Source organism: Shewanella vaxholmensis (genome assembly GCF_031932135.1).
In the GTDB taxonomy this organism is placed as follows: Bacteria; Pseudomonadota; Gammaproteobacteria; order Enterobacterales; family Shewanellaceae; genus Shewanella; species Shewanella hafniensis.
Genome location: NZ_JAUOEV010000009.1, coordinates 19716 through 45299, shown reverse-complemented (window position 1 = coordinate 45299; position 25584 = coordinate 19716). Strand labels below are relative to the sequence as shown.

The following is a 25584-nucleotide window of genomic DNA, read 5'->3' as shown; positions in this document are numbered from 1 at the left end:
TCGAATCGTCCTCAGCGTATTATTAGAGAGTGTTAACTCGGGTGATTAAGGATTAACTATCTTTCCAACTGTCTTTTACTTTGACAAAAATATCCACATTATCGATAAAAAGCTGCAATAAGTGTGGGTCAAAGTGTTTTGCGGCGCCTTTACGCATTTCAGCTAACACCTCTTCTAAAGGCCAAGCCGTTTTATAGCAGCGGGCATGAGAAAGTGCATCAAATACATCTGCAATGGCAACAATGCGCGCGAAAATGTGAATTTCGTCTTGTTTTAAATTGGCTGGATAGCCAGAACCATCATATTTTTCATGGTGTTGTAGTGCAATAATTGATGCCGCCTTTAATATGGGTCGCTCAGAATTTGCCAAAATCTGATGGCCAATCGTAGGATGCTGACGCATGACTTTCCATTCTTCATCATCTAACTTGCCAGGTTTGAGCAGAACCGCATCGGGGATCGCTATCTTACCTATGTCATGCATAGGTGAAGCACGGCGAAGTAAATCAGCTTCGTATTCAGGTAAACCAGCGAGTAAGGCGAGTTGGGAGCAATATTCTGCCATACGTTTCACATGGTTCGCGGCTTCTTTTGAGCGGCTTTCAACCACATCCCCTAAACGTAGAATGAGTTCAGATTGGGTATCTTCGACTTCTTGATTGAGCAGTAAATTTTCAAATGCAACGCCGACGTTGATAGCAAAAATATCAATAAGTTTCTTGTCAAGATCATCAATTTTATCAATACCATCCATATACAGTAGATTGATTAACCCGCTTTTTGTGGGGAAGTAACCGATAAAGCAATTGTCTTCATACAGGCAGCGTTTTTGCGTGATCGCACTGCGCAGTAAGCGGTCGATATGCTCTGGTAATTGAGTAATATGGGATTTATTTGAGAATTGGCCTGTGCCTGCGAGGATTTCTATGTTCACAGGATCCAGATGACCGCTTATGGCATCGATGGCATTACACGTTAGCAATAAGGTTTCAGAATCCAGATTGAGTAGGGTGGCGACTTGAGTTAGCAGGCCATCAGCAAATTTATGCAGGGTGCGCAGCTCAAATAATCCAGATGTAGCTTCTAGCACCCTTTCTAGCCCTTTACGGTGATTTATTTGGGTGCGCCTTGCTTGTTCAATTTCCATAATATCGCGGTAAGAACGTAGGGCAGAATAGACGCTGGTCATCAGTTTACGGGAATCGAGTTCAGCTTTGGCTTTGTAATCATTAATATCATAATTAACGATAACGTCTTCTTCAGGTGCTTGACCTGGCTGGCCTGTACGCAGGATTAGTCGAGTGGTTTTATTTTGCAGCTCTTCGCGGATCCATTTTACTAATTCTAAGCCCGCATGATCACTCTCCATCACAACATCAATAAAGGCGATGGCGATATCATGTTCCTGATTCATCAACTCTTTTGCTTGTTCGGCACTGTAGGCATTGATAAAAGTAAGCGGGCGGCCATCGAGTTTAAAGCGGGAGAGGGCAAGCTTAGTGACGGTATGAACATCAGGTTCATCATCGACCACTAATACCTTCCAAGGAATACCTGATGCAGTTGTCTCGGTAAGCTTTTTACCGGAAAACAGCGGATTTTTCTTTGCAAGATCAATCAGCATTCGATACCTCATTCAAATAAAAATAATGATCACATAATCAGTGTAGTAGACACATTTCAATGCAGTGCAAATTCTTACATTAAATAGCGAGGTGAGTGGCAACCCTTAAATTGAGTTATTGATAACAGTTATCATTTGTGTATTCTATTCATATCACACACTGATTAGCGGGTAAGGGCATGAGCCACCAAATTAATTTGTCGATTTCAACGCATAAACTGGCACAGCTTATACATGATGGGCACCTCTGTGCGGCAGATTTTAGGTGCTTGGATAGTCAGTCTAAACAGCAAGTGTGGCAGTTATGCTTAATTTGTTGTCAAAAGCGTATTACATGCCAGAAATGTACATTGTCCAGTTGTACTCAAAATCTGACCCTAGTTGATGCCGATAAATAACGTTATCGGCATTTGCGTTTAAGTATTATCATATCAGAAACCCTTATAATTCAGATGCAATATGCAACTTCCTCCCGTAATCCCATTATTTGACTCATTTGAATTCATACAAGTTGGCAATAGTGTCGTTAACCAATATATCACCCAAATTAGCATGAAAAAGGTGGCCGATGCGGGTTTAGTGATTGAGCACGCCAGTGATTGGCTGTTTGAGCAAAAGCATAACGAAAACAACTATAAAGCCTATCGCAGCGAGCTCACGACATTTCTTCATTGGTGTTTTGATGTGGTTTCAATGTCGCCCATAGAAGTCACACGCAAAGATATGAACCATTACGTGGATTACTGCCAAGCGCCGCCCATAGCACTAATTGGCTATTTTAATGTGCCACAATTCAAGCTCGATAAAATGCGTGATGAACGGGTTCCAAACCCACAGTGGCGGCCATTTGTCGGTAAAAAGCGACTCGGGCAAATCCAGCCTTATGCGTTAAGTGACAATGCGTTAAAAACGAAAATGGCCATTTTGTCTTCGTTTTACTCGTACCTGACAAGTGAAGAATATTGTGAGCGTAATCCTGCACAAATTTGGCTGAATCACAGTCGATTCGCGGCCAATCGGCAATATCAGCGTCAACATCATGAAGATGATAACAGTCTCGCATTCACTGAATTACAGTGGTCATACATTATGGCGACCGTAACAGCGTTGGCAGAAACATCGCCCGAATTACATCAAAGAAGCTTATTTCTGATTTCATTGATCTATTGTTGCTATTTACGTATCTCAGATGTGTCTGCACGCGCAGGTTATTCACCGGTGATGGATCAGTTTAAGCGTAATCAACAAACGGGTATTTGGAGTTTTCATATTCCATTGAGCAAAGGCGGTAAAAGGCGCAGCGTGGCAATCTCAAAAGCTTTACTCGACGCCTTAGTCAAATACCGCCAGTTTTTAGGCTTAACGGATTATCCAAGGCCAAACGAGAACCATCCACTGTTTGTGCGGCACAAAGCTGCTGGTCGTGGTCGAGATGTCGGCATCCTCAATGCCAATCTCGGTATTCGCCAAGTCCGCGATGAAATTCAAAGTATTATCAATCTGGCTGCAGAAAGTATTGAGGCCGATGGTTTTGCACAAGACGCCGCGCAGATGCGCAAACTTACAGCCCATAATATTCGTCACACAGGCATCACACACGATATCAATATTAACCGCAGACCGTTATCCCATGTACAAGCCGACGCTGGCCATGAGAGCATTGACACCACATCACAGTATTTGCACACAAGCCAAATCGAACGCCATGAAAGTGCATTCAATAAACCAATCGACCATTTAAAAGGCATCGGTGATTAAGCTTGTTGAAAAACGGCACTTTTACCTACTTAGCCACCTACACAAAGTTGCGCACAATGTATATTATGTTAAATTATGGATTTATACCATTCACTACATCGATAAATGTTGTTCGCGGCCACTCAGAATGAGATTTCGCGGCAGACTGAGATTTGCTTTTTTTCCGCCGAAATTTTCTGGGCCATCTTACCTGCTCTTATTTGTGTATTGGTACGATTAACTAAGTTTGTTGCTTGGGGACTAGATGATGGTTTGTTGCTATTTGCTGGTAAATGGAAAATGCAGTTTTTGTGACGCGTCGCTACGTGAATTCTTTAGAGTGTTGGCTGGCATAGCCCTCAATTATTCACATAGCAACGCGTTCTTTTTGACTGGTATCAATACTGCCAATCTTCATAGGCCAATGGCAGACTGTTGAGTAAATTACGATGCTCTCGCCAATTTGGCATTTGCTTGTCCATGATGGCGCGAAATCTTTCGTTATGATGACGTTCAAGTAAATGAGTCAGTTCATGAACCAAAATGTATTCAAGGCATTCTGGCGGTTTTTTGGCTAACTCTAGGTTTAACCAAATGCGTTTTGCCTGAATATTACAGCTGCCCCATTTGGTTTTCATTTTCTTAATGCCGATGTAGTTTGCTTCTACACCTAAACGCTCTTGCCATATCTCGAGTAGATGCAAAATCCTTTGTTGCATTTCCAATCGATAAAATCCATTAAGGAGTTTCAAGCGATTTTCTGTTGAAGTATCCGTTGATACCGCAATGACTAACTTCGACACGCCTTTAAGACTCACAAGATGTCTGCCAGTCGTCTCCACCATACTTAAGCGGTATCTTTGTCCCCATAAGTAATGGCTCTCACCGTTAACCATTTCGCGACTTGATTGCCTTGGTTGGGTAACAAAATCCCTTTGTTGCTTTTTAATCCAGGCTAACTTGCCTATAACAGCTAAGCGTATCGCTTGCTCTGACGTATGGGTAGGAGCTGACACTCTTACTCGTCCATCCGGTGGTAATACGCTTAAATGTAAGTTTTTAATATTCTTGCGATTAACCACTATTTCTATGCCGCGCACTTCGATTGAAAAAGTCTCATCTAAAGGATGTGTTGACGGCATTAATGGTATTCCTTTTGTGCTTTAATAAGCTCCATTATTGCAGCCACATCAATGCCATAACTGGCAGTTTCTTCACGGATTGCATTAGCAATTTCACGTTCCTTAAATCGGTCACCTAGCCAATCCGCTCTTTTAGTGAAGCGAACCGCTGTATCTATTTTGGTTGTTAATACTTCATCATTTCCAAAGTTATCGAAAATGGCTTGTTTAGCTGCGGTATCAATAGAATCCGGATAGCTAGATTGACTCGCGCCAACAGGATTAACCACTTTTTTGGCCAGTTCACGAATTTTTTCTAAATACTCTTGATAATTCAGTGCTTTTTCTCGGCGCTGTTTTATTAGCTCTTCGAGCAATGTCGACATCTGGTCAAAATATTTAGGGTTAACTGGATTTTCATCCACTATGGTTTTACGGACGTTATTCTCAATGGCTTCCGCCATAGCATCTTCATTATCGCGCAATCCTTTTGGGAGTTTATCCATGCCCTCCCCGTTGTTATTGATCACTAAATCGATTAGCCCGAAGTCTTCAAAATCCATTAACACTTCGCTGTCATCAGCTCGAATATACATATCGAGCAAGTGACGCATTGCCGGTTCAAAGCGCTTCATTTCGAGTAAATCACCGCTGGCAAGCTTCACTTCATCGCGCACTTTCTCATAGAACACGACTTCAGCTTTGATCTGGATTGATTCTTCTGTAGTGTAACCTGCTTGCTCCATTTCATTGGCTAAATTGGCGTAAGCGCGGAGCAGCTTAGCGACCGCAGTATAGAGTGTCAGGCGCAGTGTCTCTTGTTCACTTCTAGTGTCCGCATCATAGCTAACACCAGATTTGCCACAAAAATAATGAATAAAATCTTGAGTATGGCGAGGCGTTTCAACGGGTTCGCAAATCGCCCGTACAGTCTCCAGTGCATTATCGAGATCTTCCCTCGCCTGCACTAATCTGTCCTTCAATAAACCAGCAACATCTTCAGTATCATAAGCGTCAAACGCTTCGGCGGTGTAGTCTTTTAATGCTTTGTCTAATGATCTAAATAAATCTTTATAGTCAATGATATAACCATATTCTTTATCCTCACCATCGAGTCGATTCACCCGACAAATTGCTTGGAATAAGTTATGGTCGGCCATCGACTTATCAATGTATAAATATGTCGCAGAAGGCGCATCAAACCCCGTCAGTAGCTTATCAACCACAATCAATAAACGCATTTGACCAGGTTCGTCGATAAAACGCTTTTTAACCTCTTTTTCAAACTCTTCGACTCTTTTAGCCGCTTCATCTTCAGATTGTTCGAAGTAATTCGCTAGCATTTTTCGGTATACATCGTACTTAAACAGTTTTTCTGTTAACCCTTCTCCCGACTCCTCACCCTTAATTGAACCGGCAACAGGTTGATAACTGGTGACAATCGCGCACTTGTCATGTAAATCAGTTTTACTAAACAGATCATAGACAACACAGGCTTGATGCACGCTAGCGCACACCAACATGGCATTGCCTCGGCCGTCCATCAATCGTGGTTTAAGTTCCATATCTATTAAGATATCGCTAACGATTTTTTCGAGCCGCGATTTACTGGAGAGCACTTTTTGCATCGTGCCCCATTTTTGTTTTAGCTGCATTTTCGCTAGGTGAGACAATCCCTTGGTTTTAGCCTCAAACCACTGATCAATTTTTTTCTCTGAGGTTAAATGCTGATCGATATCTCTGGCTTCGTAGCGCAAATCCAGCACAACGCCATCAAGCACTGCTTCATTAAACTTGTAGGTATGAATGTAAGGGCCGAAGATTTCTAAGGATTTTTTCTTATCCTTTTTCATTAATGGCGTGCCCGTAAAACCGATAAACATGGCTTCAGGCCCCTCTTTACCGCTAAGCAGAGATTTCATTGCCGTATGCAACTTGCCAGACTGAGTACGATGACACTCGTCAACAAAAACAAACAAGTTGCCTTTAACGCTAAAGTCTTTTGGCAAGTTACGGGTCATTGCTGCAATAAAATCGTCAGTTGCTTCGTCATCGCCTCCCACTCCAGAATTGTCATCTAGCGCTTCGCCATTGCGGCCAAATTTATGTACCAATGAGCATAATAACCAAGGATTGGGCTTATTTAGGCTGGCGACTAAATCACTGCCACTTGAAGTGCGATAAATAAATTCATCGACACCGATAAAGACTTTTTCAATCTGCTCGTCGAGTTCGGTTCTGTCAGTAATGATCAACACCCGAGAATCGGCGACATTTTCACGGATCCACTTAGCCAACCACACCATGGTCAAGCTCTTGCCTGAACCTTGGGTGTGCCAAATGATTCCACCATGGCGTGACGTAATGTGTTTTCTGGCGGCTTGAATACCAAAGTATTGATTATGACGGCAGGTCTTTTTTACCCCAGAATCAAATACAATAAAGTCGTGGATCAGTTGTAAAAACCGCGATTTATTACAAAGCTGGCCTAAGTGCGAATCCAGTAAAGTGCTCGCATTTTCTGTTTTATCCACACTTGTGATAATGGCAGGATCTTTCCATTCCAGATTTTCTTTCCACTCAAGATAGTATTTCTCGCTGGTTTCAATCGTGCCGTAGCGAACACCTTGGGTATCATTGCCAGCCATGACAAGCTGCATGGTCGTAAAAAAATTGCGGATAAAGTCTTTCTTTTGATTATCGAGATTCTGGCGTATCCCTTCACTCACAGAAACAGACGAGCGCTTTAGCTCAATCACCCCAAGGGCAATACCATTGACATACAGTACCAGATCGGGACGTTTGGTTTTTGGCGATAGCTGATCCCCCTTCACTGTCACTTCTTCAGCAATAGCAAAATCATTCGCTTCAGGGTGTAGCCAATCAATCAGCCAAACTGTTTGATTTTGCTCACCCGCGCCCTCTTTCTCTTTCACGCCATAACGTAATAAGCGATACACTTCTTTATTGGCATCATAGAGTTTTTTACCTTCACCCAGCGCAGTTGCAATATCAAGTTTACGTAATGCACGATTGATCAGTAGCTCTGACACGCCGCGATTGGCCAACCAATTAGCTAATATATGGCTTTCAACATTGCGGTTATCTTGTCTATCCTTCCAATCACCTAAATAGCGATAACCCAATTCATTTTGAAAGAATTTGACCACACGGTTTTGGGTAGCACGTTCCTTTTGGCCGACATTACTCATTCAACAACTCCGTTGTTTTGTCATTCACCTTTTTAATATAAAGATTAAAGTCGCTAATCATTTTTTGATGATGGTGCCTGATTTCATCTTTTTTCCACTGTTTATTTGAATATATATCTTCAAGCTTAAGCGACACACCTTTACCTTTATGTCTTTCTTCGAATTTAGCTTTTTTGATAGTAAAACCATCATCGGTCATTTCAGAGTTAATACTTCCAGTGACTAAGGCTAAGTTCCCAAAAGTGTGAAGTAAATCAGCAGGTATTGCATCTTGCGGAATTCTAGGATTTTGCGGCGTGACATGCTCAACCGAGTTTTTAGCTGTCATTCTAAAATTATCGACAAGATTACTTTTTTTAGCTTTGAGTTTGAGATACTGGACGTATTCAAGTTTGTAAAACCAATAATGCGGATATTGAGTCCCATTATTGTAGGGTTGGTTAAGGCTTTTAGCCGCGTTTAACACTTTCTCTTTATGCCAGCAATTCACTAAATAACGATGAGTACGTTCAATCAAAGGGGCGTCAGCCACACTACAAAGCAAATGATTATCAAGATGCTGCAAATAGTAAAGTGCATTTTTCTCATTGTTTTTTAACAAAAAATTAAGTAATGGTGTTAACCAATATTGAGTTGTCATTTGCTGTGAGTGATACAGCATACTCTGTAAAAGTGCAAAATCTGGGTCTGCATCGATGGAATAACGTTGTAAATATTCGGTTTTTTTCTTTGTATTCCGATTGACGTATATTCTACGAATAGCATGTTGTTTGTCTTCTTCAACTAGCACCCATTTTATGATGTGCTTATCAAATTGATAGCGTACTTCCCAAAGCAGTTCGAAAAATTGCTTCACTTGCTCACTGTTAGGTTGAAATTTAAGCCAGTGTAATTTGAATATTTGCAATAGATCTTTATCAGAAACTTTGTTGATGTCTTTATGTTCGAACTTGCCACTTTGCTGTAAATATATCCGCAATGTATGTTGTAAAAGCATTGAAAAAGTAATGATGCTTGATACCCTGTCGGGTAAACCATCATCAACTTCGTCTTCAGGTTCAGAATCATTCGAGGTGAAACTATTTTTGTTCTTTAAAATGGCTTCCAAACTCATAGGCTTGGTTTCAATATGCTGCTTTTTTTGCTTTAAGCTCTCAATGACATATTTGGCTTTACTGAGTTGCTCACGTTGATAAACATCGGACTCTATTTTACTTTCGTATAAAGCAAGGGTATTAACTTGGGTGGCTGCGCGTAAATGGCGCTCAATGTAACCGTTCATGTCTGAGCATGCATCCCACAACTGTGCATAAGCTTCACGTTCTTTTGAGTCTATGCTTTCCAACAACTTGGCTTTTAGAATTTCATGATGCTGTAACTGCACACCTCGGTTATTAATCACTTCAAATAATTTATTTAAATCCGTCTCTTTAGGTACTGTTGTTAAGATCAACTGAACTTTCGTGAGAATAAAATCAGTTAAAGTAACTTTATCTACCTTGACTTCAGCATTGTCAAAATAAGACTTGATATATTGAAGCGCATCTTCTAACTGTTTAGCTTGCGGTAAGGATACTTTACACAACTTTTCAAAAAATTCAGTGACTTGAGGGCGAATGGCAAAGTTTATCCGCAGACGAACACCTTGCTCAGTTTGCACTTGTCGATACTCAGTAAGATGCTCACCCAGTACCACGCTTATCAGCCATAAGGTGGTAAAACGTTGCTGTCCGTCAATGAGGTCATAGAGTTTACTTGTGTCTGCCGTATCATGTAATGTCCTCTCAATGACTAAGGTGCCGCCCAGATAAAACTCATTTTTATCTTCTTGCCAGGCAGTAACGATATCATCCAACAAGCTATGTATTTGCTCTTTTCCCCATACGTACAGTCGCTGATAAATGGGAATATTAAAAAAATACTGCTTTTTAATCACGTCTTCCAAAGTAATTAAATCTGACTCAAATTTAGACATGACGAGCTCCCTGCTGGACACCGAGTTTTTCAGCACTCACCTGATTTAGTTTATTTGTAATCGTGCTTTCCACATGTTTGTTAGTCTTATCTCGTAAATCACCGACATTAAAATAACCAGAAACAGCACGAGCATAACGAGATTGAACGTGACTTTTACTTTCTGTTTGCCAACCATCATTAGTAGCATACGCTTTGCTTACATCTTCTTGCTGTAAAAAGCGGATCACATCATCGATATCGTAGGCATGTGCAAGCACATCGAGTAAATTCTGTTTTGCATCCCGTAAAAACTTAAGTGGCGTTTCACGGCGGATGTCGGCCTGTGTTAATCGAATTGCGCCCAAACGATGATCTAACCAAATAGCAAATCGTAACAATCCCTCGCTGCCTAACCTGTCGAAATATGTCAAAACCGCTAAGCGGAATAGACTCTGTAAATAAGCAGATAAGGTTGAAACAACGTCATTATAAAAACCTTGTAGTGCTAACAATTCAGGGCTATCAGATGGCTGATGAAATAACACATTGAGCATTGATGCATATTTCTCAGCATAGAGAAAAAAACCTACACCTTGGCTAATGGGCTGGCGCAAAGCAAAAGGTAAATAAGCCGCTTGTTGGCCAATATGTTGTTTTGCTGGCGTTAACGAATAATCATTGGTGGTAGTTAATGTAAGGCTTTTCCCCCATTGGTTTGTTCCTGCACAGTACAGCGCCACTTCACCAATCATGGCTTTTTTACTGTGGTCACCAAAATGCTTAAGCATTTCATCTTTACTTTCTAGCTCTTCTACTTGATTGCCAGTCCAATTACGGCCACGCCACAAATAATAATGAAATAATTCAGGAGCAAAATCATTAAGCTGGCTAGTTTTGCCTAACTCGCTTTGGAGTTGAACTTGCTCCCAACGCTTAGCACAATGACTTTGCAGTTGCTCGACCAATTGAAGATTACCGTCTTGAATGGCACGTAAATGGAAGGCTTTGAGTAAATCTGTGCTGCCAAGCGGCACACCACGATTATTCTGAGTATCAAAAAAGGTAAAGGCTAAGTCTTCTCGCTGCACAGCAATGACAGTGAAGCGTAATTGCTTAAACACCTTGGTAAATTCTTCCTTATCAATTTTCTGATCTTTGAACCATGCTTGCATAGTGCATTTTGCTTGCTGGATATTGACCAAAGATCGAGACGAGCGAAATTCAAACTGTATATGCGCTGGTAACTTACCGTATAACAACCAATACAAAACCGACAAGCTAGTTAAGCGCTGTTGGCCATCAATAACGAAATGCTTGTTTTGCTTAACACCAACTTTCTGGTGCAGCAGCAAAGTGCCCATGTAATATTGTTTAGCGCCATTATTTGTGTGGATGAATTCCGCAAAATCATTCAACAACTGAATGATCTTATCTTCGCCCCACACATAAGCACGTTGGTAGCTATCTAACGCTAATGGACTTTTTACGTTTGCTAATTGGCTAAAACTCACCAATTTTACCGTCACATCCTGTGGTACTAATTCCTTTTTACTCATTACACACTGACCTCAGATATTGTGTCTTTGTCAAATGGCAAGCGGGTTTTACCCGTGAGTAGTTCTTGCATCATGCCTTGTTTGATTTGGCGGGTTTTGCTGAGACGCTGTTCGAGGGTTTGGATTTCGTTATCCATGTCAGAGAGAATGGTTGCTATAGCGGTTTGTTCTTCTTTAGTTGGTGGTACTTTAATTTTAAAATCATGAGCATCATTTCGGTTCAACGTTGGGACACCTGAACCGCTAGCAAAACGCTCAAAACCGACATGTTTATATAGGTAATAAACATATTTAGGATTAGATATTTCAAACTTTGTTACCCATAGTGAAGTATTGTGAGGCCAATAATCTGTATCTATATAATGAACTTTTCCTAATGTTCCGGAACGGCCAGTTACTACCCCAGGCCCTTTTATTTGAAAATGAGCATGATGATTTACAATTCCATTGGAATAAACAACTGGATAAATACCTTCTCGCCTATTTGTGTTTGTTAAGTCAAATCCCCTTTGCAATGGGGCAAAATCCCCAATAGTAACAACATCCCAATCCTCTGGGATTTCACCTAGCTCGCTGGGTTTAGTGCCTTTACGCTTACCTTCGACAGCGCCTTCTGTACTGTTAATATCAGAATAATAGGCAAACTGCGGTAAACGGGTTTTGCCGGTGAGCAGTTGCTGCATGGTAGCGGTTTTAATCGCTTGCTTCTTGGCGATAAGTTTTTCTAATTCAATCAGTAAAGCATCCATATCTGACAAAGCATTCGCAATGGCGGTTTGCTCTTTCTTCGGTGGAATAGAAAGTTTATAAGGGTTTAATTTTTCAAGATTAATATTTAACTGTGCATTTGAGGTCGCTATAACTTCAAATTCAGCTTTTTTATCAGATAATGAGTGATACAACCATACTTTATCTATGTTTTGCTTTTGTTTAATAACAACGAGGCTGTCAGGACATGCCGATTGGTAATTAACAATTGCTACATCACCAATATTTGCAGCAATAGTAAAATAGAGAGAATTAGCTGGAAAAAGTCTACTAACAGCTAGACCTTTATCGTTGAGAGTTTGTGAGTAAGTAACATTTCGACCATTAGATCTAGTTATGTCACCCGTTTGGATAAACGGTATTGAACCACCAAAGAATTTAGGATCATTTCGCGGTCTCGCGCTAAATTTTCCTCGTTCAATACTTGTAATGTCGCCAAGAGTTTTAACTTCCCACTCAACAGGAATCACCCCTATATCAGTCTGTTTATACCCTTCTGGTATCACTTGGTTTATTGCTTGACTCATAGTGTCCACTCCAAACCCATGGCTTTGAGGTGGCCCGCGACTTTATCGCTTAAAGCTTCAACCGATTTTGTTAAGGTGGGCAGCGGCGTGCTGTAACGCTCCTCCAGCTCTTTGACGCGGTTGGCCATTTGCTGAGTGACACGCTCAATCTCTGCAATGATGTTGGCTTGCAATGTGGCGAGCCATTTGTCGTTGACGATCAGGGTTTTAATTTCGTCAATGCTCAAATGTGGGTACTGCTTAAATACCGCTAAATCCAATATTTCTTGGGCTTCTTTTACGGCTTTTTTGGCGTTGGCATCGGAGGTAAACAGCTTGGTCGCTTGCTTAAGGGCGGCAATTTCCGCTTTATCTGTGGCGAGTTTAAGGCGCGCCGCAACGCTGACTTTGGTTATTTTGTCTTTGTCGTTTAACGCATCGGCGAGTAAGCCGTCTTCGCTCCCTGTTCCAGAAGGGGCATTTTCCTCTAGATAAGTTTCGAGGGCTTGAGTGGCTTCATCTTGTTTGATTTGAAGGGCATCAAGCTTGGTTTGCTCGGCGGCAAAGTAACGCGCCACGATTAAGCTTGGTGGGATCAGCTCGGCTTTGTATTTTTTCTTGTTAATGATTAAATCGGGTGTTTCTTTAAGCTTTTCACCTTTGGCTGCGACTAACTCACGCAGGGTTTTACCCGCTTGCCAGTCATCTTGCACTAATACGTAGACGTCATCTTGCAGTGTGTCGCTCCAGTAATCCATGAGGATCTGGTAGATGTCGTATTTGCTCAGCAGTTCACTGTTGGCGTAGGCGGCTAATAGGCTTTCTGATATGTCGTGGATTAACTCTTTAGGGCTGTCGCCTAGGCTGATTTCGGTTAACGCAGCTTGTTTTATCCAGGCTTTAAAGGGTAATAAGCTGCGGCTGGCAAAGTCTTTAAACTCGCTATGGGCCAAAATACTGGCTTTCACTTTGCTGGCGTCTATCATGCAGTGGCTGTAGCCATCACGCGCTGGCAGCTCTGGGTTACGACCAAATAAGGTCGCTCGAATACTGGGGAATACCTGCCAGTAATGCGCCAGAGCATCGATATCGCGATTAGGAATACCGCCTTGCAAGTGGGCGCTTAAATCGTGCAAATCTTCTGGCTCTGATGAGTCGATATAACGCGGTATGTTGAGGTTGTAATCGTTTTTGGCAATTTCATCAATCGTGACTAAACGGCTAAAACGCTCTAGCTCAAGCCCTTTATTAAACACATCGACAATTTTATGAATGTCTTGGCTGCGCAGGCGGTTTTTATTGCCGTCTTTAATGAAGCCTTTGCTGGCGTCAATCATAAAGATGGAACGGCCGGTGATGTGAGTTTGATTGTTTTTCACGTCATTGCCGTGCCCTTCAATCAGCGGCCTTTCACCCTGCAGGGCTTCACCAAAGTGAACTGCAGCTTTTTGGGCGTGCTCTTTGTCAATCACGATAATACAGGCGGGGATCCCCGTGCCGTAGAACAGGTTGGCAGGTAAACCAATAATGCCTTTGATGTAACCTTGCTTAATAAGATTTTGACGAATATTGGCTTCGGCGTTGCCTCTAAACAGTACGCCGTGGGGCAGAATGACTGCGCCCTTACCTGTGCTTTTTAAACTGGTAATGATGTGCAGTAAGAAAGTGTAATCACCGTTCTTTTCGGGCGGAGTTCCCCAAGTAAATCGATCATAGGGATCGTTTAGTGGGTTTAAGCCACTCGTCCAGTTTTTGTTAGAAAATGGCGGGTTAGCCACGGCAAAGTCAAAGGTTTTTAGTTTATTGGCGCCGTCTTTCCACTGCGGATCGGCAAGGGTGTTGCCTTTCCAGATTTTAGCTGTGGCATTGTTGTGCAAAATCATGTTCATGCGAGCAAGTGCACTGGTGGCGTTGTCCATCTCTTGGCCGAAAATAGACAAGCCGCGTGGTGCTTCGTTACTGGCTTTTAACAGCAAAGAACCCGAACCACAGGTGGGGTCGTAAACAGTGGCATCTTGTGGGGTATTGTTTTGAATACCAACCACTTTAGCCAGAATTTGCGAGACTTCTGACGGGGTATAGAATTGGCCTTTGGATTTGCCCGATTCGGTGGCGAAGTGGCGCATTAAATACTCATAGGCATCCCCTAATAAGTCGTCACCATCGGCACGGTTACCGGTTAAATCTAATCCTTGGAAAATCCCGACTAACTTAGTCAGGCGATCAACCATTTCCTTGCCTTTGCCGAGCTTGTCTTCATCGTTAAAATCGGCAACATCGATAACGCCTTTGAGATCGTTTTCTTCCGCTAAGCTACCAATGATTTTATTGAGTTTATCGCCGATTTCTTTATCGTTTTTGGCGGCAATCATATCGTCAAAGCTGGCACCTTTGGGCACGACTATCATGCCGTACGGGTCGCCTTTATATTTGTCGGAAACGTATTTCATAAACAAGAGTGTGAGAACGTAATCCTTGTATTGGCTGGCGTCCATACCACCACGCAGTTCGTCACAGCTGGCCCAAAGGGAGGAATAGAGTTCGTTCTTTTTAATGGCCATGTGGCATCCTATCTTGCAAGTTATTTTGACGATGAAGTTGCAGCGAGTAATAGCGTTATACCTTGAGCCGCTTTGTGTAGCACCTCGCTTGAAAACGCTGAGGAAAGCCATTCGTTGAAAATGAGTTTTGTGAAAAACGTCGAATGGTTTGCTGAGTAAATAATGCCCACAGCGGTAACAGTGTTGATGCCTTTTTCAGCGTTTTTCGCTAAATGTTAAGCTTCATACAAACATCAACCTTTTCAAATACAAAAGTACAAAAATGTCGGCTTGTAAGATACCAGCCAAGCTGCTTTAAAACCAGAAAAATGGCCGTGTTTGGGGTGAAAATGTGATGAGGAGGATATGAAACTAATCCTTACTTAAAGCGGCTAATGACATTTAGCCGCTTAATACATAGAAGTGTGGCTAATCTAAATATTAAAGAGTTCTGAGCTATGATCCTTAGCTTGTTTCCCCTGTCCTTTTGACTGTACAACTAATGTAAGCGAGTCTTTTAAGGGCATGCGAAGATCATTTCTATCATAACCAATAGAAGCCTCGGGTTTGAAATCTTCTAGCACTTTCGCAAAGGCTTGGACAATATTTTCAGATTCATTGAATGCTTTAGGCTTTAGCCTGAGCAATTCATCAAAAATTTTCACATCTAATAATGTACCATCTAGCCAATTAACAGAACATTTGTAGCCAAACTGCCAAACTATTGATGAACCTTCAGAATACGCTTGTAAGTGAGAAACATTTTTACCAATTTCACAGGCTCCAATCACTACGCCGACAATATTACTTGTTTGTGCTTTTTCATGGATAGCGAACATAGCCGTTGATAAATTCAATCCTTCAAGGCGCTTACCACTGCCATGGCATGCGATATAAATATAGAATTGGCTATATTCGAGTTCCATCATGTCATTAAGAGCCATCTCAAAGCTTTTTCTTTCATAGAACTGAGCATGAAATACATCAAAATTACCATTCAACTGCTGCAGTCCATGAAAAAATGGCAGTACACTTGCCCTATTGTTATCGCTAGTATTCGTGCCCCAAGGGCGCTCTAAAATAATCAAAGCTGTTTTGTTTTTCATCTCTACTCCATTACTAGATAAATGCTTTAAATTTTGGTTTTGCACTGTTAAACGATAAGTGTTGCAACATTCAACGGGTAAGAAGCTACCCTAACATATTGAATTAAATTAAGTTTAACTCTTTTAATGTTTATAATGTACACATATTTTACTGTAATTCATAAGCTTCAAGCGCCTTACGCAAGTTGTCACTAAGTTGAGTTCGAAGTGATTGCGGTTCGAGTACCACTATATTTGCGCCCTGTCCTTTTAACCACCAGTTCAATTGCCAACTATTGTGCACTGTTGCTGTCAGTTCATAAAAGTGTTCGTCTAAAGGCATTAATACCATATCGTCAGACATAGGGCTTTCGGTTAGATAAAATGCTAACTCTGCGGTGACTTTAGCTTTAAGCTTTAGGGTTTCGCCGTTAGAGAAGTGCATTGCACCGTCTTGTATGTATTGCTGTAAATTGAAGTCCGCTGGACGAATACCTTGCTCGTAGGTACGTTTTACCGTTTGAAAACGGTGCATTGCGAAGCGCTTTACGGCGGCATTCTCATACCCTTTTGTTATATCTTGAGCAATCAGGTAAAGCACGTCCCCACGTTGCACTAAGGCAAGCGGCATAAGGTGGTATTCAATCGCCGCGACCTTTTGCTTTGCCTGATAGTGAGTTCGAATAGTTTGATCCCTCAATAAAGCTTCTTGTATTTCTTTTAACAGTGTTTCGTTAATTACTGGGGGTTTAAATCCCATATCAGGCATTACACTCGCGACTTTATCTAACCACTGGGCGTTATAGTCATCTTTTAAGGTATTTAATAGCTGGCGAGAATGATCAAAATTGTTTTGTAAATGTCGTTGCATCGCCGGTGGCAACAGTTGCTTTAGCGATTTTTCAACCAACATCAGCGACAAAGCATCCGTCAAACTTATAGTATCGATATGAGTCCGTAAGCCGCCCAATTCTGTGCTGCGCCACAGATAGGGTTTCTCCTCGGTTTCTGAATAAATGGGAAAATACTGTGATAGTACATCTAAGTCTCTTTGCAAGGTTCGGTGGCTAACGTTAAAACCTTCATTAGCAATCAACTCCAATAGTTCGGTGCTTCTTATCCCTTTATCTGTGGGAATACACTTAAGCAGTGTTTGTTGCCTGAGAAGCGTGTTTGCATTTTTATTTGCCGACATAACAGACCTTTTAATCTAATGATGAACCATGACACGACAAAGCTTTAGTGATTAAGCAGATAACCTACCTGAAAATATTTCTCGAAGTAGTCCATATATTCTGATTTATCTCGGTACCAATGTTTTGCTCTTTCTTGAGTATCTTCATCATAATATTCTTCAAATACGTTGATTAGTGCGTCACATTCATTGGCGCTAACGGGGAGTCGGCTCATCAAATACATTAACTCTTCAGGTGCGAACCTTGGCATGTTCATCAATAAAAATAACCAGCCTTGTTGTATTGCACAGTGCTTTTGCAATGTTCTACGAAACCAGTATTCATAGCCCCATTCCCCAACTGAATAATGTTCCGGCGCAAGGGCTAAGGCTTGCAGTAAGCTACTGTGGGGATGAAAATGCATGACTATTTTTGCCGCCAGCATTATCGGCACAAAATTCCGATTGAAGGCTTTATTAGGCTCCCTTGGCTTTGATTTCCCCTTTCTTGTTGGCAAGGGTAATTTTGATTTAAACCATTGATGTTCAGTACGACTGCGTGGATCTCCACCATAGCGACGATTTAATCTTTGGATGGTCAGATAATGCGCATCAAGTAATAATTCAGCCTGTTCAAGTAAGACATTCGGTTGCAAAGCGGGATCGCTGCTTGTTGACATTAAAGACATCAATGATTCATTACTGTTGAGAAATAGTGTCCATAAGCTATAAAAAGGTGAATCTTCTTCCATGGCGTATTTTCCTGAGCGCGTAGCGCAAAGGGCTTTTACATTTCTAGCTGGGTTTGGAAGCTTACTTTCCCAGCAATCTAATGCGAGACGAACCAACAATGTCATATCATATTCTTCGGCCCACGGGTTGTTGTAGTCATCTCTTAGAAAATTATCAACCCTATCAAACTCCTGAGATTCTTGGATCCATACGCGCTCTGTCAGAGTTGGTTGCTCAGCATAACCAATACCAAATTTATTCTCATCATCAAGGAGAGACAATAACGCTTCAGTTTCTTTTTTAAATGATTTAAAGATGATCATAAACCGCCCTCTTAGATTTTCGGTTGATAACTAAATCAAAATACTCTGTGTAATTTTCGAGTGAATTGTTTGCGCCTGGGTAATAGCCTTGCGGTGGGTATTTCTCAAAAAAAGCTAGTTTGACTGCGATGCATTCAATAGCGTTTGAGTTCGGCTTTTCGAGCAAAAACAACAAATGCTCTGGAATAATGTGTTCGAAATTGTTAACTAGAAAGTTGATGCCTTCTTTTTGATAGCAATGACTGAGTAAAGTACGGATTAGCAATAATTCCCCTGCATTTGGGTACAGCAAATACGGTGGCCAACTGAGTGCGACATCCTTAAGAACGTGGCTATTGGGTTTTACCTGCATCAGTAACACTGAGGCCAGCATAAAATGATTGCTGTAGGTTGAAAAAATTGCTGAGCCATCATCACGTGCTACTTCTGTAGCTGCGCGATAATCATCCCAATGTTTTGATTCAAAACCTTCCTGCCGTTCCCTTAGTGTTGAATGTGTTATTAACAAAAAATCTAATAGTGCTTCGGCTTCAGTGACTAAAGAAGCCTGAATTGATTGAGATGCTGCTAACATTTGACTCAGCGAGCCATTATTAACGTTCGCGCAAAACGCGGCCCAAAGTTTAGATAACTCAGGGTAAGTATCTTGGTTATCAAGCGGATTACGCGATGCTAATAAATGTTTAATTGCAAGAGCATTAACACATAACGAGTGCGTCGATTCTTTTAATAACAATCGAGAAAGCAGTAGCTCGTCATACCAACCTTCTGGCGTCGCTAACACGTGTTGATATATTCCTTTCCAATCTTCAGATAGTGCTAACCAGACTCCTGGGAAATCCAATAATATATCCCCAGGTTTTAACTGTTCATAATGTGGAATATCACCCACTTCAAGCAAGGTCAGTAGGCTGATTGACTCAATAACTAGACCATCCATAGTACACCTCAATACATTATTTTTTAATATTATACGCAGAGGTGCGACAGCTTAAGTCGTAACTAAAAGGAAGTGTGTACAACGGACTTTTATATTATCGCTAGGCAATGAATCTTAGTAACCTGCGGTACAGAAAGTGGTTTAAGTGGCTTGTTGGATGGCGTCATTTATAGCCCATCTTTTACCATGGAAAGTGGTTGAATGCCATCGTCAAATGCGACAATCTGATTGACATCAGACGGTTGAGTGAGAATAATACGCGGCAGGTTGCAGAGAAGCCTGTCCGCAAAAGATGATATCACTCTGATAAATTAATAGCGTTGCGAATCGATTTCATATCGAACCTACAGCAATCAAATAAGTTTGGCTTAGCGGAATGCCAATAAACTTAGGAGAATTGTTTGTGAAACATGCAACAGCTAACACTTTCAAACCCGCCAGTATCAATGTTGAACCTTCTGACATTGTGCCCTTGGTAGTCACCGAAACACCCTTCCACGGGAAATCTCACTCAAGCTCTCAGCCAACAGAGTACTTAGGTACGTTAGCTATCCCTACTTTGTATTTGCGTTTTGCATTACCTATGGCCTTCGCCATGATGCTCAGTGGCAGCTACAACTTAGTCGACTCTTATTTTATTTTGAAATACATCGGCGCCGATGCATTGGCTGGGGTAACGATTGCCTTCCCATTACAAATGATGATTTTCGCTTTAGCCTGCATGATAGGAAATGGGACTGCGACCTTAGTGAGCCGATTTTTAGGGGCAAACGAGTTTGATAAGGCGAGTCAAATCGCGAATACCGGTTTCGCGTTAGCCCTATGTTGCGGAGTGATTGTCACTGTCGTCTCACTCGCCCAGCTCGATAATCTATTAGCATTTATTGGGGTAAGCTCAACACTTGCCTTAGCTGCTATAGATTATCTACAACCCATTCTCTGTTTTAGTCTGTTCACCTTTTTGTTATCCCTTAGCGGTGATTTACTCAGAGCACAAGGCAAAGTCGTGGTGATGCTGCTGGTTATCTTGTTGTCGGCGGTCATGAACATTCTGTTCGATACACTCTTTATTGCCGTTTTGGAGATGGGCATAAGTGGTGCGGCGTGGGCAACGGTAGCGGGCCAATGTGTGAGTCTATTTATCGCCGTCGTCTATTTTGTTCCAAATAACTGCTTTGCCAATAAGCAGGCGCTTCATAGGCAAGCTGCCCAGCCTATTTGTTTTAGAATAGAGCAGATAAAGCTCAACCTCACTGAGATAAAAGCGATTCTTGGCTTAGGTAGCCCAATACTATTGTCATATCTTGGGATTGCCTGCGTGATCTCATTGGTAAATCATATTTTAGTCAGTCATTTAGCCAATGTAGTGCCCAATACGCCAGCGGCGAATGAGGTCGCGTACATGATCAGCGCTTATGGTTTGATCGGCCGCTTTAATATCTTTATCGCCCTGCCGCTCATGGCTCTCACCAGTGCAGCACAAACGATCAGTGCCTATAACTATGGGGCGATGGCATCTTCTCGGGTGTTAGCGTGTGCTAAATGGGGAATCGTCTTGACCTGCTGTTATCTGAGTGTAGTGACAATCATATTTATGGGGTTTCCTACCTCAGTATTTGGTGTTTTCACCGATGACCTCGCACTCATTGCCGCCTGTGTTAAGATTTCGAGTGTGACGTTTATCGCCTTACCTTTGGCGGGGATCACAGGTATTGCGATTGCTGTGTATCAAGGCACAAACCGCCCTAAGCTTGCATTGCTATTATCTGGGATAAAAATCTATGGTTTATTACTGCCCCTGCTGGTTCTGTTACCTCAACTATCCTTTACAGATATTTCATTTATCACAGGTGCATTAAACATTAAGATCATGCCAAACGCTTTGATTGAGTTATGGATGGCCTTTCCAATCGCGGACATCTTAGCTTGTCTCTTGAGTTTATTGATCATCAGTATTTGGCCTTTCATTCACGTGCCGCAAGCAAATAGAGTCAGTCATGGAGGTAATGCAAAATGAAGTTAGCCAATATGAAAGACTCAAGCACCATCGCATTAAATGAAACTAAAATTCGCGCTAAGAAGCTGCTCAAAGCTTGTCAGCAAGGTGAGCTGTCAGCCAAGCAAAGAGTCACAACCTTAATAGCGAAGTTGGGTATCTTACACTCAGATCTCCAGTTAAAGCATTGCCAACAAGTGATTGCTCGTGAGCTAGGGTTTATCGATTTTCATCATTGCCAGCGAGTCCTGTCGGGTCAAGCCATACTCGGGGATGATTGGGGAAACTTATTCCACACTAAGCAATGCGAGACGCTACTTAATCATTGGTTTACTGGCTATTTAGCCGCGCGTGATTTTAATGCACAAGCTGAGGACACATTGTTACTCCCCTACAAGAAGCAGTTTTTTGTGGTGGAGCGGCTGGATTACTGCAATGCGCTGAATTTGTCGATAATTTCGCAGCAGGTGGATAACGCCAGCGAACCGACTATCCTGCGGGATCTGGTGAGTAGCTATGCTAATGCAGAGTGGAACGCCTTTGCGCTGGCCATGATCCAACACAAACTACCCAAAGTGTAATGATGGCTGAGATTGTCAGTGCATCATCTTGAATGAGCAAATCTAGAGTTAAATGACAATAACCAACAAGGCCATCAATGCTGATGGCCTTGTTGGTAAACTATGATGGAGGCGCTGCGTTTCGAATCAGAAACTCAAAGCTAGAATAGCTAAAATGCAAAAAGCCGCTAATTGCTTAGCGGCTTTTTGACTGAATATGGCGGAGGAGTAGGGATTTGAACCCTAGGTGGGCTATAAACCCACGCCGGTTTTCAAGACCGGTGCATTAAACCACTCTGCCACCCCTCCGAACGAGGCGCATAATATAAGTAAGTGTGTTGACTGTAAAGCACTAACTCTCAATTATGCGCCGATTGTTGCTATTACACTCAATCCGCTGGATTTTGCTTCACATCGGCCACTATGCCAACACGTGCGGGATCTGGCTTAGTGAAATGTTTGGCAAAATCGTCCCACCCTTGTTGGCTCTTCAGCACATAGCCGACCACAACTAAGATAGCGCAACATAGGATGCCCCAACCGATCGCTACTTCACCTATGCTTGCCCACATAGCAACTAAGCTAGATGCACCGAAGGCAATGCTGATCTGCAAAAAGTTCTGTAATCCTGCGGCCTTAGCGGCATTCTGACTAAACTGCTGTAGCGCGCTGTTCACGACTATCGGGTAAATGGCGCCATTAGCTGCGGCCAAAATAGAGAACGAAATAAGCAGTGGGAAAATCGTGCTTGCTGGGAAAATCAGCGTGAACATGATGATCGAAATAACGCAGGCTGCGAAAATCGACAACAAGATATTCAGTGTTTGATGCCCGCCAATGCGTTTTATCAGTAACTTACTCGCATAACCACCGACAATAAACATGATGGTTTGTGGGATAAAGCTAAGACCGATTTCAGTTGGCAGATAACCGTGCATTTCCATCACAATCGGCCATACGGTTAGATAAGCAAAGAAAGCACCGGAACAGGCGCCGAAGATCACGACGTTGCCTAAATAGCGGGTGTTTTTCAAAATTTGCCCATAAGATACCGCAGCATGTTCACTGTGTGTATGCTGACGCTTGCCTGGCACAAAGTACAAGGTCATCAATATCAGTAGAAAAGCGATAACACACAAAGAGATAAAGATTGCACGCCAGCCTAATTCGTTCAGAATGTAAGCGCCAAGGATCGGTGCTAATGCAGGCGATAATGCGACCAGTGGCATAATGTTACTGAAAATACCTTGGGCTTTATCGGCATCATATTGTTCCACCACAATCGCTTGCCAAATAACCCCTGCACTACAGGCGCCAATCGCTTGGAAGAAGCGCGCGGTATTGAGCATTAGGATAGAATCACTGTTGGCAATAAACACGCTTGCAATGGCAAACACCACTAGGCCAAAGATCAGTGCCCAACGTTTGCCGATTTTATTGACTAAGGGGCCATAAAGTAGCTGACCTAAGGCAAGACCCGCCAGGAAACAGGTCAGCGACATCGCCACCTGTGATGGGGTACTGTTAAGTGAGCCTTCAATTGCTTTGAAAGCAGGCAAATACATGTCAGTGGCAATAAAGCCGAGCATGCTCAACATGGCTAAATAGAATAGAAACATAAAGAACTTTATGTTTACAAAGGTGTTACTAGACGTTTTCATAAAATAATCGGGTCGGATTGACTAAAGCGTGCAGTCTAATGACTTGTTAAATCGATTGGAAACGTTTATTTTTGACTTGTGCTATCAATTATTTTCATTGGAACGGACGTCAGCTATGCTCTCAGAACAAGCGCTAGAACTCATAGATATTGTGGCTCGTGTAGGAAGTTTCACCGCGGCGGCGAATCGGCTGCATAAAGTGCCCTCTGCCGTGAGCTACGCGGTCAAGCAAATAGAAGAAGAACTCGGCGTCATTCTTTTCGAACGTCATCATCGCAGCGTAACCTTAACCCCTGCGGGTGAACATTTTGTTAAGCAAGCCAGAACCTTGCTTACGCAGATGGACGAGATGAAGCGTGGCACGCAGCGCGTAGCAAACGGTTGGCAACCGACCTTGTCTATCGCGCTGGATAATATCGTCCGTGCCGATAGGATCAGTGTATTGATTGCTGACTTCTACCGTCATTTCCATGATATTGAATTGATTATTCGCATTGAGGTCTTTAACGGGGTTTGGGAAGCGCTCGCCACGGGCCGCAGTGACATTGCAATTGGTGCAACAACCGCAATTCCGGTCGGCGGCGTGTACCAATATAAAGACATGGGCGATATTGAGTGGGCTTTTTTAGTCAGCAAAAATCATCCATTGGCCAATATCGACCGTCCGCTAAGCGACGATGAGCTGCGCCCTTTCCCCTCGATTTGCCTAGAAGACACCTCTCGGGAAATTCCAAAACGTATGACTTGGTTGCTCGAAAATCAACGTCGCCTTGTTGTCCCCGATTGGATCCGCGCCATTAACTGTTTCCGCGAAGGTTTAGGCGTTGGTTATATGCCAGTGCACTTAGCAAGTGTGTTTATTAAAGCGGGTGCGCTGGTTGAGAAACAACTGGAAAATCCTAAGCAGACCAGCCCTTGTTGTCTCGCGTGGAATGCCGACAAGATGTCACCTGCGCTCGCTTGGGTGCTGGAATATCTGGGCGATACTGAAAAATTGCATAAAGAGTGGCTGGCTTAAGCTTGGTTTAAACTCAATATGCTGATCTAGTCCTTATACTTGGCATTGAACTTGTCTTTGAAATCGGCATTGAACTTAACATTGAACTTGAAATTTGCTGTAAGTGCTCCTAAGTTCAGCAGGCCTATTTATCAAGCCCATTAAGTTTTAACCAAGCATTCATGTGCTTAGTGGATAAAGATACGGATGCAGCCATCTCAATCCTAAACGCTTAGCACTTAAGATTGATATGTGAGATGAGGCAAAATTTTTAAGATTAACAATTTGTTATTCATGGTTCTATGACTTTCACCCGTATCTCAGGTACGGTATCATGAATGCAGTTAAGTTCGTTTTAGGATTTTACGGGAACTTAGTGTGCTGTAAAAAATCAAAATGATCAGTTTGGAAATGTGTCAACGGAGATCAACATGACCCAAGAAACCTTATATTCGACAAGTGCGTCAACACTGGAAGTGAACAAACTTCTTAAAAACACTTATATGCTGTTGTCTATGACATTGGCCTTCTCTGCCCTGTGTGCTGGCTTGGCAATGGCATTAAATATCAGTCCATTAGTCTCCATTGGCTTGTCCATTGGTGGCCTAGTGCTGTTGTTTGTGACCTTACGTAAAGCCGAGTCTGCAGCGGGTATCTTCTGGGTATTTGCCTTTACTGGTATGGAAGGCGCTTCACTGGGCTACATGCTGAATCACTACGCTGGTATGGCAAACGGTCCACAGCTAATCATGCAAGCACTGGGGTTAACGTCAGTGATTTTCGTTGCCTTATCAGCCTATGCGGTGACCACTAAGAAAGATTTCTCTTTCCTACGTGGGTTCTTGTTCGCTGGCTTGATTGTGGTGATTGCCGCTGCCGTAATTAACATCTTTATGGGTAACAGCATTGCCTTTATGGCGATTAACGCCGGTATTGCATTATTGATGACAGGTTTTATCCTGTTTGATACTAGCCGTATTGTGAACGGTGGCGAGACGAACTACATTCGCGCAACTATCTCATTATACTTAGATTTCTTAAACCTCTTCATCGCGCTGTTGCACCTTATGGGCATAGGCAACGATGACTAATCCTA

General features: G+C 42.4%; 18 protein-coding genes and 1 tRNA gene. 6 read left to right on the top strand and 13 right to left on the bottom strand.

Annotated elements, in window-relative coordinates; genetic code table 11:
- Positions 1-52: 52 nt before the first annotated feature.
- Entirely contained in the window at positions 53-1624 is a 1572-nt protein-coding gene (locus tag Q4Q46_RS09835) for a DUF3369 domain-containing protein (protein WP_220592937.1), read from the bottom strand.
- A gap of 179 nt (positions 1625-1803) precedes the next feature.
- Between Q4Q46_RS09835 and Q4Q46_RS09830 the strand changes: the two genes are divergently transcribed.
- Positions 1804-2022, top strand: coding sequence for a hypothetical protein (locus tag Q4Q46_RS09830; RefSeq protein ID WP_106650466.1), 219 nt, complete (start codon positions 1804-1806; stop codon positions 2020-2022).
- A 61-nt stretch (positions 2023-2083) separates the two neighbouring features.
- On the top strand, positions 2084-3382 hold the full coding sequence (locus Q4Q46_RS09825; RefSeq protein WP_311905858.1) for a tyrosine-type recombinase/integrase: 1299 nt from the start codon (positions 2084-2086) through the stop codon (positions 3380-3382).
- A gap of 377 nt (positions 3383-3759) precedes the next feature.
- On the opposite strand, the gene Q4Q46_RS09820 is transcribed toward Q4Q46_RS09825, so the two are convergent.
- The 10 genes from Q4Q46_RS09820 to Q4Q46_RS09775 form a co-directional block, all read right to left on the bottom strand.
- Positions 3760-4503: a M48 family metallopeptidase gene (locus Q4Q46_RS09820; protein ID WP_311905857.1), complete on the bottom strand. Its 744-nt coding sequence runs from the start codon at positions 4501-4503 to the stop codon at positions 3760-3762.
- Positions 4503-7694, bottom strand: coding sequence for a type I restriction endonuclease subunit R (locus Q4Q46_RS09815; RefSeq protein ID WP_311905856.1), 3192 nt, complete (start codon positions 7692-7694; stop codon positions 4503-4505). Before Q4Q46_RS09815 ends, Q4Q46_RS09820 begins: the two co-directional genes overlap by 1 nt.
- A complete protein-coding gene (locus Q4Q46_RS09810; protein ID WP_311905855.1) occupies positions 7687-9669 on the bottom strand; it encodes a DUF262 domain-containing protein in 1983 nt (660 codons plus the stop codon). Before Q4Q46_RS09810 ends, Q4Q46_RS09815 begins: the two co-directional genes overlap by 8 nt.
- Positions 9662-11206, bottom strand: coding sequence for a DUF262 domain-containing protein (locus Q4Q46_RS09805; RefSeq protein WP_311905854.1), 1545 nt, complete (start codon positions 11204-11206; stop codon positions 9662-9664). The genes Q4Q46_RS09810 and Q4Q46_RS09805 overlap by 8 nt, the downstream gene beginning before the upstream one ends.
- Positions 11206-12501 (bottom strand): restriction endonuclease subunit S, encoded by a 1296-nt coding sequence (locus tag Q4Q46_RS09800; RefSeq protein ID WP_311905853.1) that lies wholly within the window; start codon positions 12499-12501, stop codon positions 11206-11208. Before Q4Q46_RS09800 ends, Q4Q46_RS09805 begins: the two co-directional genes overlap by 1 nt.
- Positions 12498-15041 carry a type I restriction-modification system subunit M gene (locus Q4Q46_RS09795; protein ID WP_311905852.1) on the bottom strand — a complete coding sequence of 848 codons (2544 nt, stop codon included), beginning with the start codon at positions 15039-15041 and terminating at the stop codon, positions 12498-12500. Before Q4Q46_RS09795 ends, Q4Q46_RS09800 begins: the two co-directional genes overlap by 4 nt.
- Positions 15042-15454: 413 nt before the next feature.
- On the bottom strand, positions 15455-16126 hold the full coding sequence (locus Q4Q46_RS09790; protein WP_311905851.1) for a hypothetical protein: 672 nt from the start codon (positions 16124-16126) through the stop codon (positions 15455-15457).
- A gap of 148 nt (positions 16127-16274) precedes the next feature.
- On the bottom strand, positions 16275-17300 hold the full coding sequence (locus Q4Q46_RS09785; RefSeq protein WP_311905850.1) for a helix-turn-helix transcriptional regulator: 1026 nt from the start codon (positions 17298-17300) through the stop codon (positions 16275-16277).
- Between the two features lie 44 nt (positions 17301-17344).
- Positions 17345-18334 carry a hypothetical protein gene (locus Q4Q46_RS09780; protein WP_311905849.1) on the bottom strand — a complete coding sequence of 330 codons (990 nt, stop codon included), beginning with the start codon at positions 18332-18334 and terminating at the stop codon, positions 17345-17347.
- Positions 18321-19226, bottom strand: coding sequence for a hypothetical protein (locus Q4Q46_RS09775; protein ID WP_311905848.1), 906 nt, complete (start codon positions 19224-19226; stop codon positions 18321-18323). Before Q4Q46_RS09775 ends, Q4Q46_RS09780 begins: the two co-directional genes overlap by 14 nt.
- A gap of 451 nt (positions 19227-19677) precedes the next feature.
- Here Q4Q46_RS09775 and Q4Q46_RS09770 point away from each other — a divergent pair, with 451 nt between their 5' ends.
- Positions 19678-21291 carry an MATE family efflux transporter gene (locus Q4Q46_RS09770; protein ID WP_311905847.1) on the top strand — a complete coding sequence of 538 codons (1614 nt, stop codon included), beginning with the start codon at positions 19678-19680 and terminating at the stop codon, positions 21289-21291.
- Positions 21288-21851, top strand: coding sequence for a hypothetical protein (locus Q4Q46_RS09765; protein ID WP_311905846.1), 564 nt, complete (start codon positions 21288-21290; stop codon positions 21849-21851). Before Q4Q46_RS09770 ends, Q4Q46_RS09765 begins: the two co-directional genes overlap by 4 nt.
- A gap of 197 nt (positions 21852-22048) precedes the next feature.
- Here Q4Q46_RS09765 and Q4Q46_RS09760 read toward each other — a convergent pair.
- Together Q4Q46_RS09760 and punC are read right to left on the bottom strand one after the other, a co-directional pair.
- Positions 22049-22139, bottom strand: a tRNA-Ser gene (locus tag Q4Q46_RS09760).
- A gap of 80 nt (positions 22140-22219) precedes the next feature.
- Positions 22220-23491, bottom strand: coding sequence for a purine nucleoside transporter PunC (gene punC, locus Q4Q46_RS09755; RefSeq protein ID WP_311905845.1), 1272 nt, complete (start codon positions 23489-23491; stop codon positions 22220-22222).
- Positions 23492-23606: 115 nt separating this feature from the next.
- Between punC and punR the strand changes: the two genes are divergently transcribed.
- Both punR and Q4Q46_RS09745 read left to right on the top strand, forming a co-directional pair.
- A complete protein-coding gene (gene punR / locus Q4Q46_RS09750) occupies positions 23607-24509 on the top strand; it encodes a DNA-binding transcriptional activator PunR (protein WP_011846842.1) in 903 nt (300 codons plus the stop codon).
- A 410-nt stretch (positions 24510-24919) separates the two neighbouring features.
- Positions 24920-25579, top strand: a complete 660-nt coding sequence (locus tag Q4Q46_RS09745; protein ID WP_012587690.1) for a Bax inhibitor-1/YccA family protein — start codon at positions 24920-24922, stop codon at positions 25577-25579.
- Positions 25580-25584: the final 5 nt, after the last annotated feature.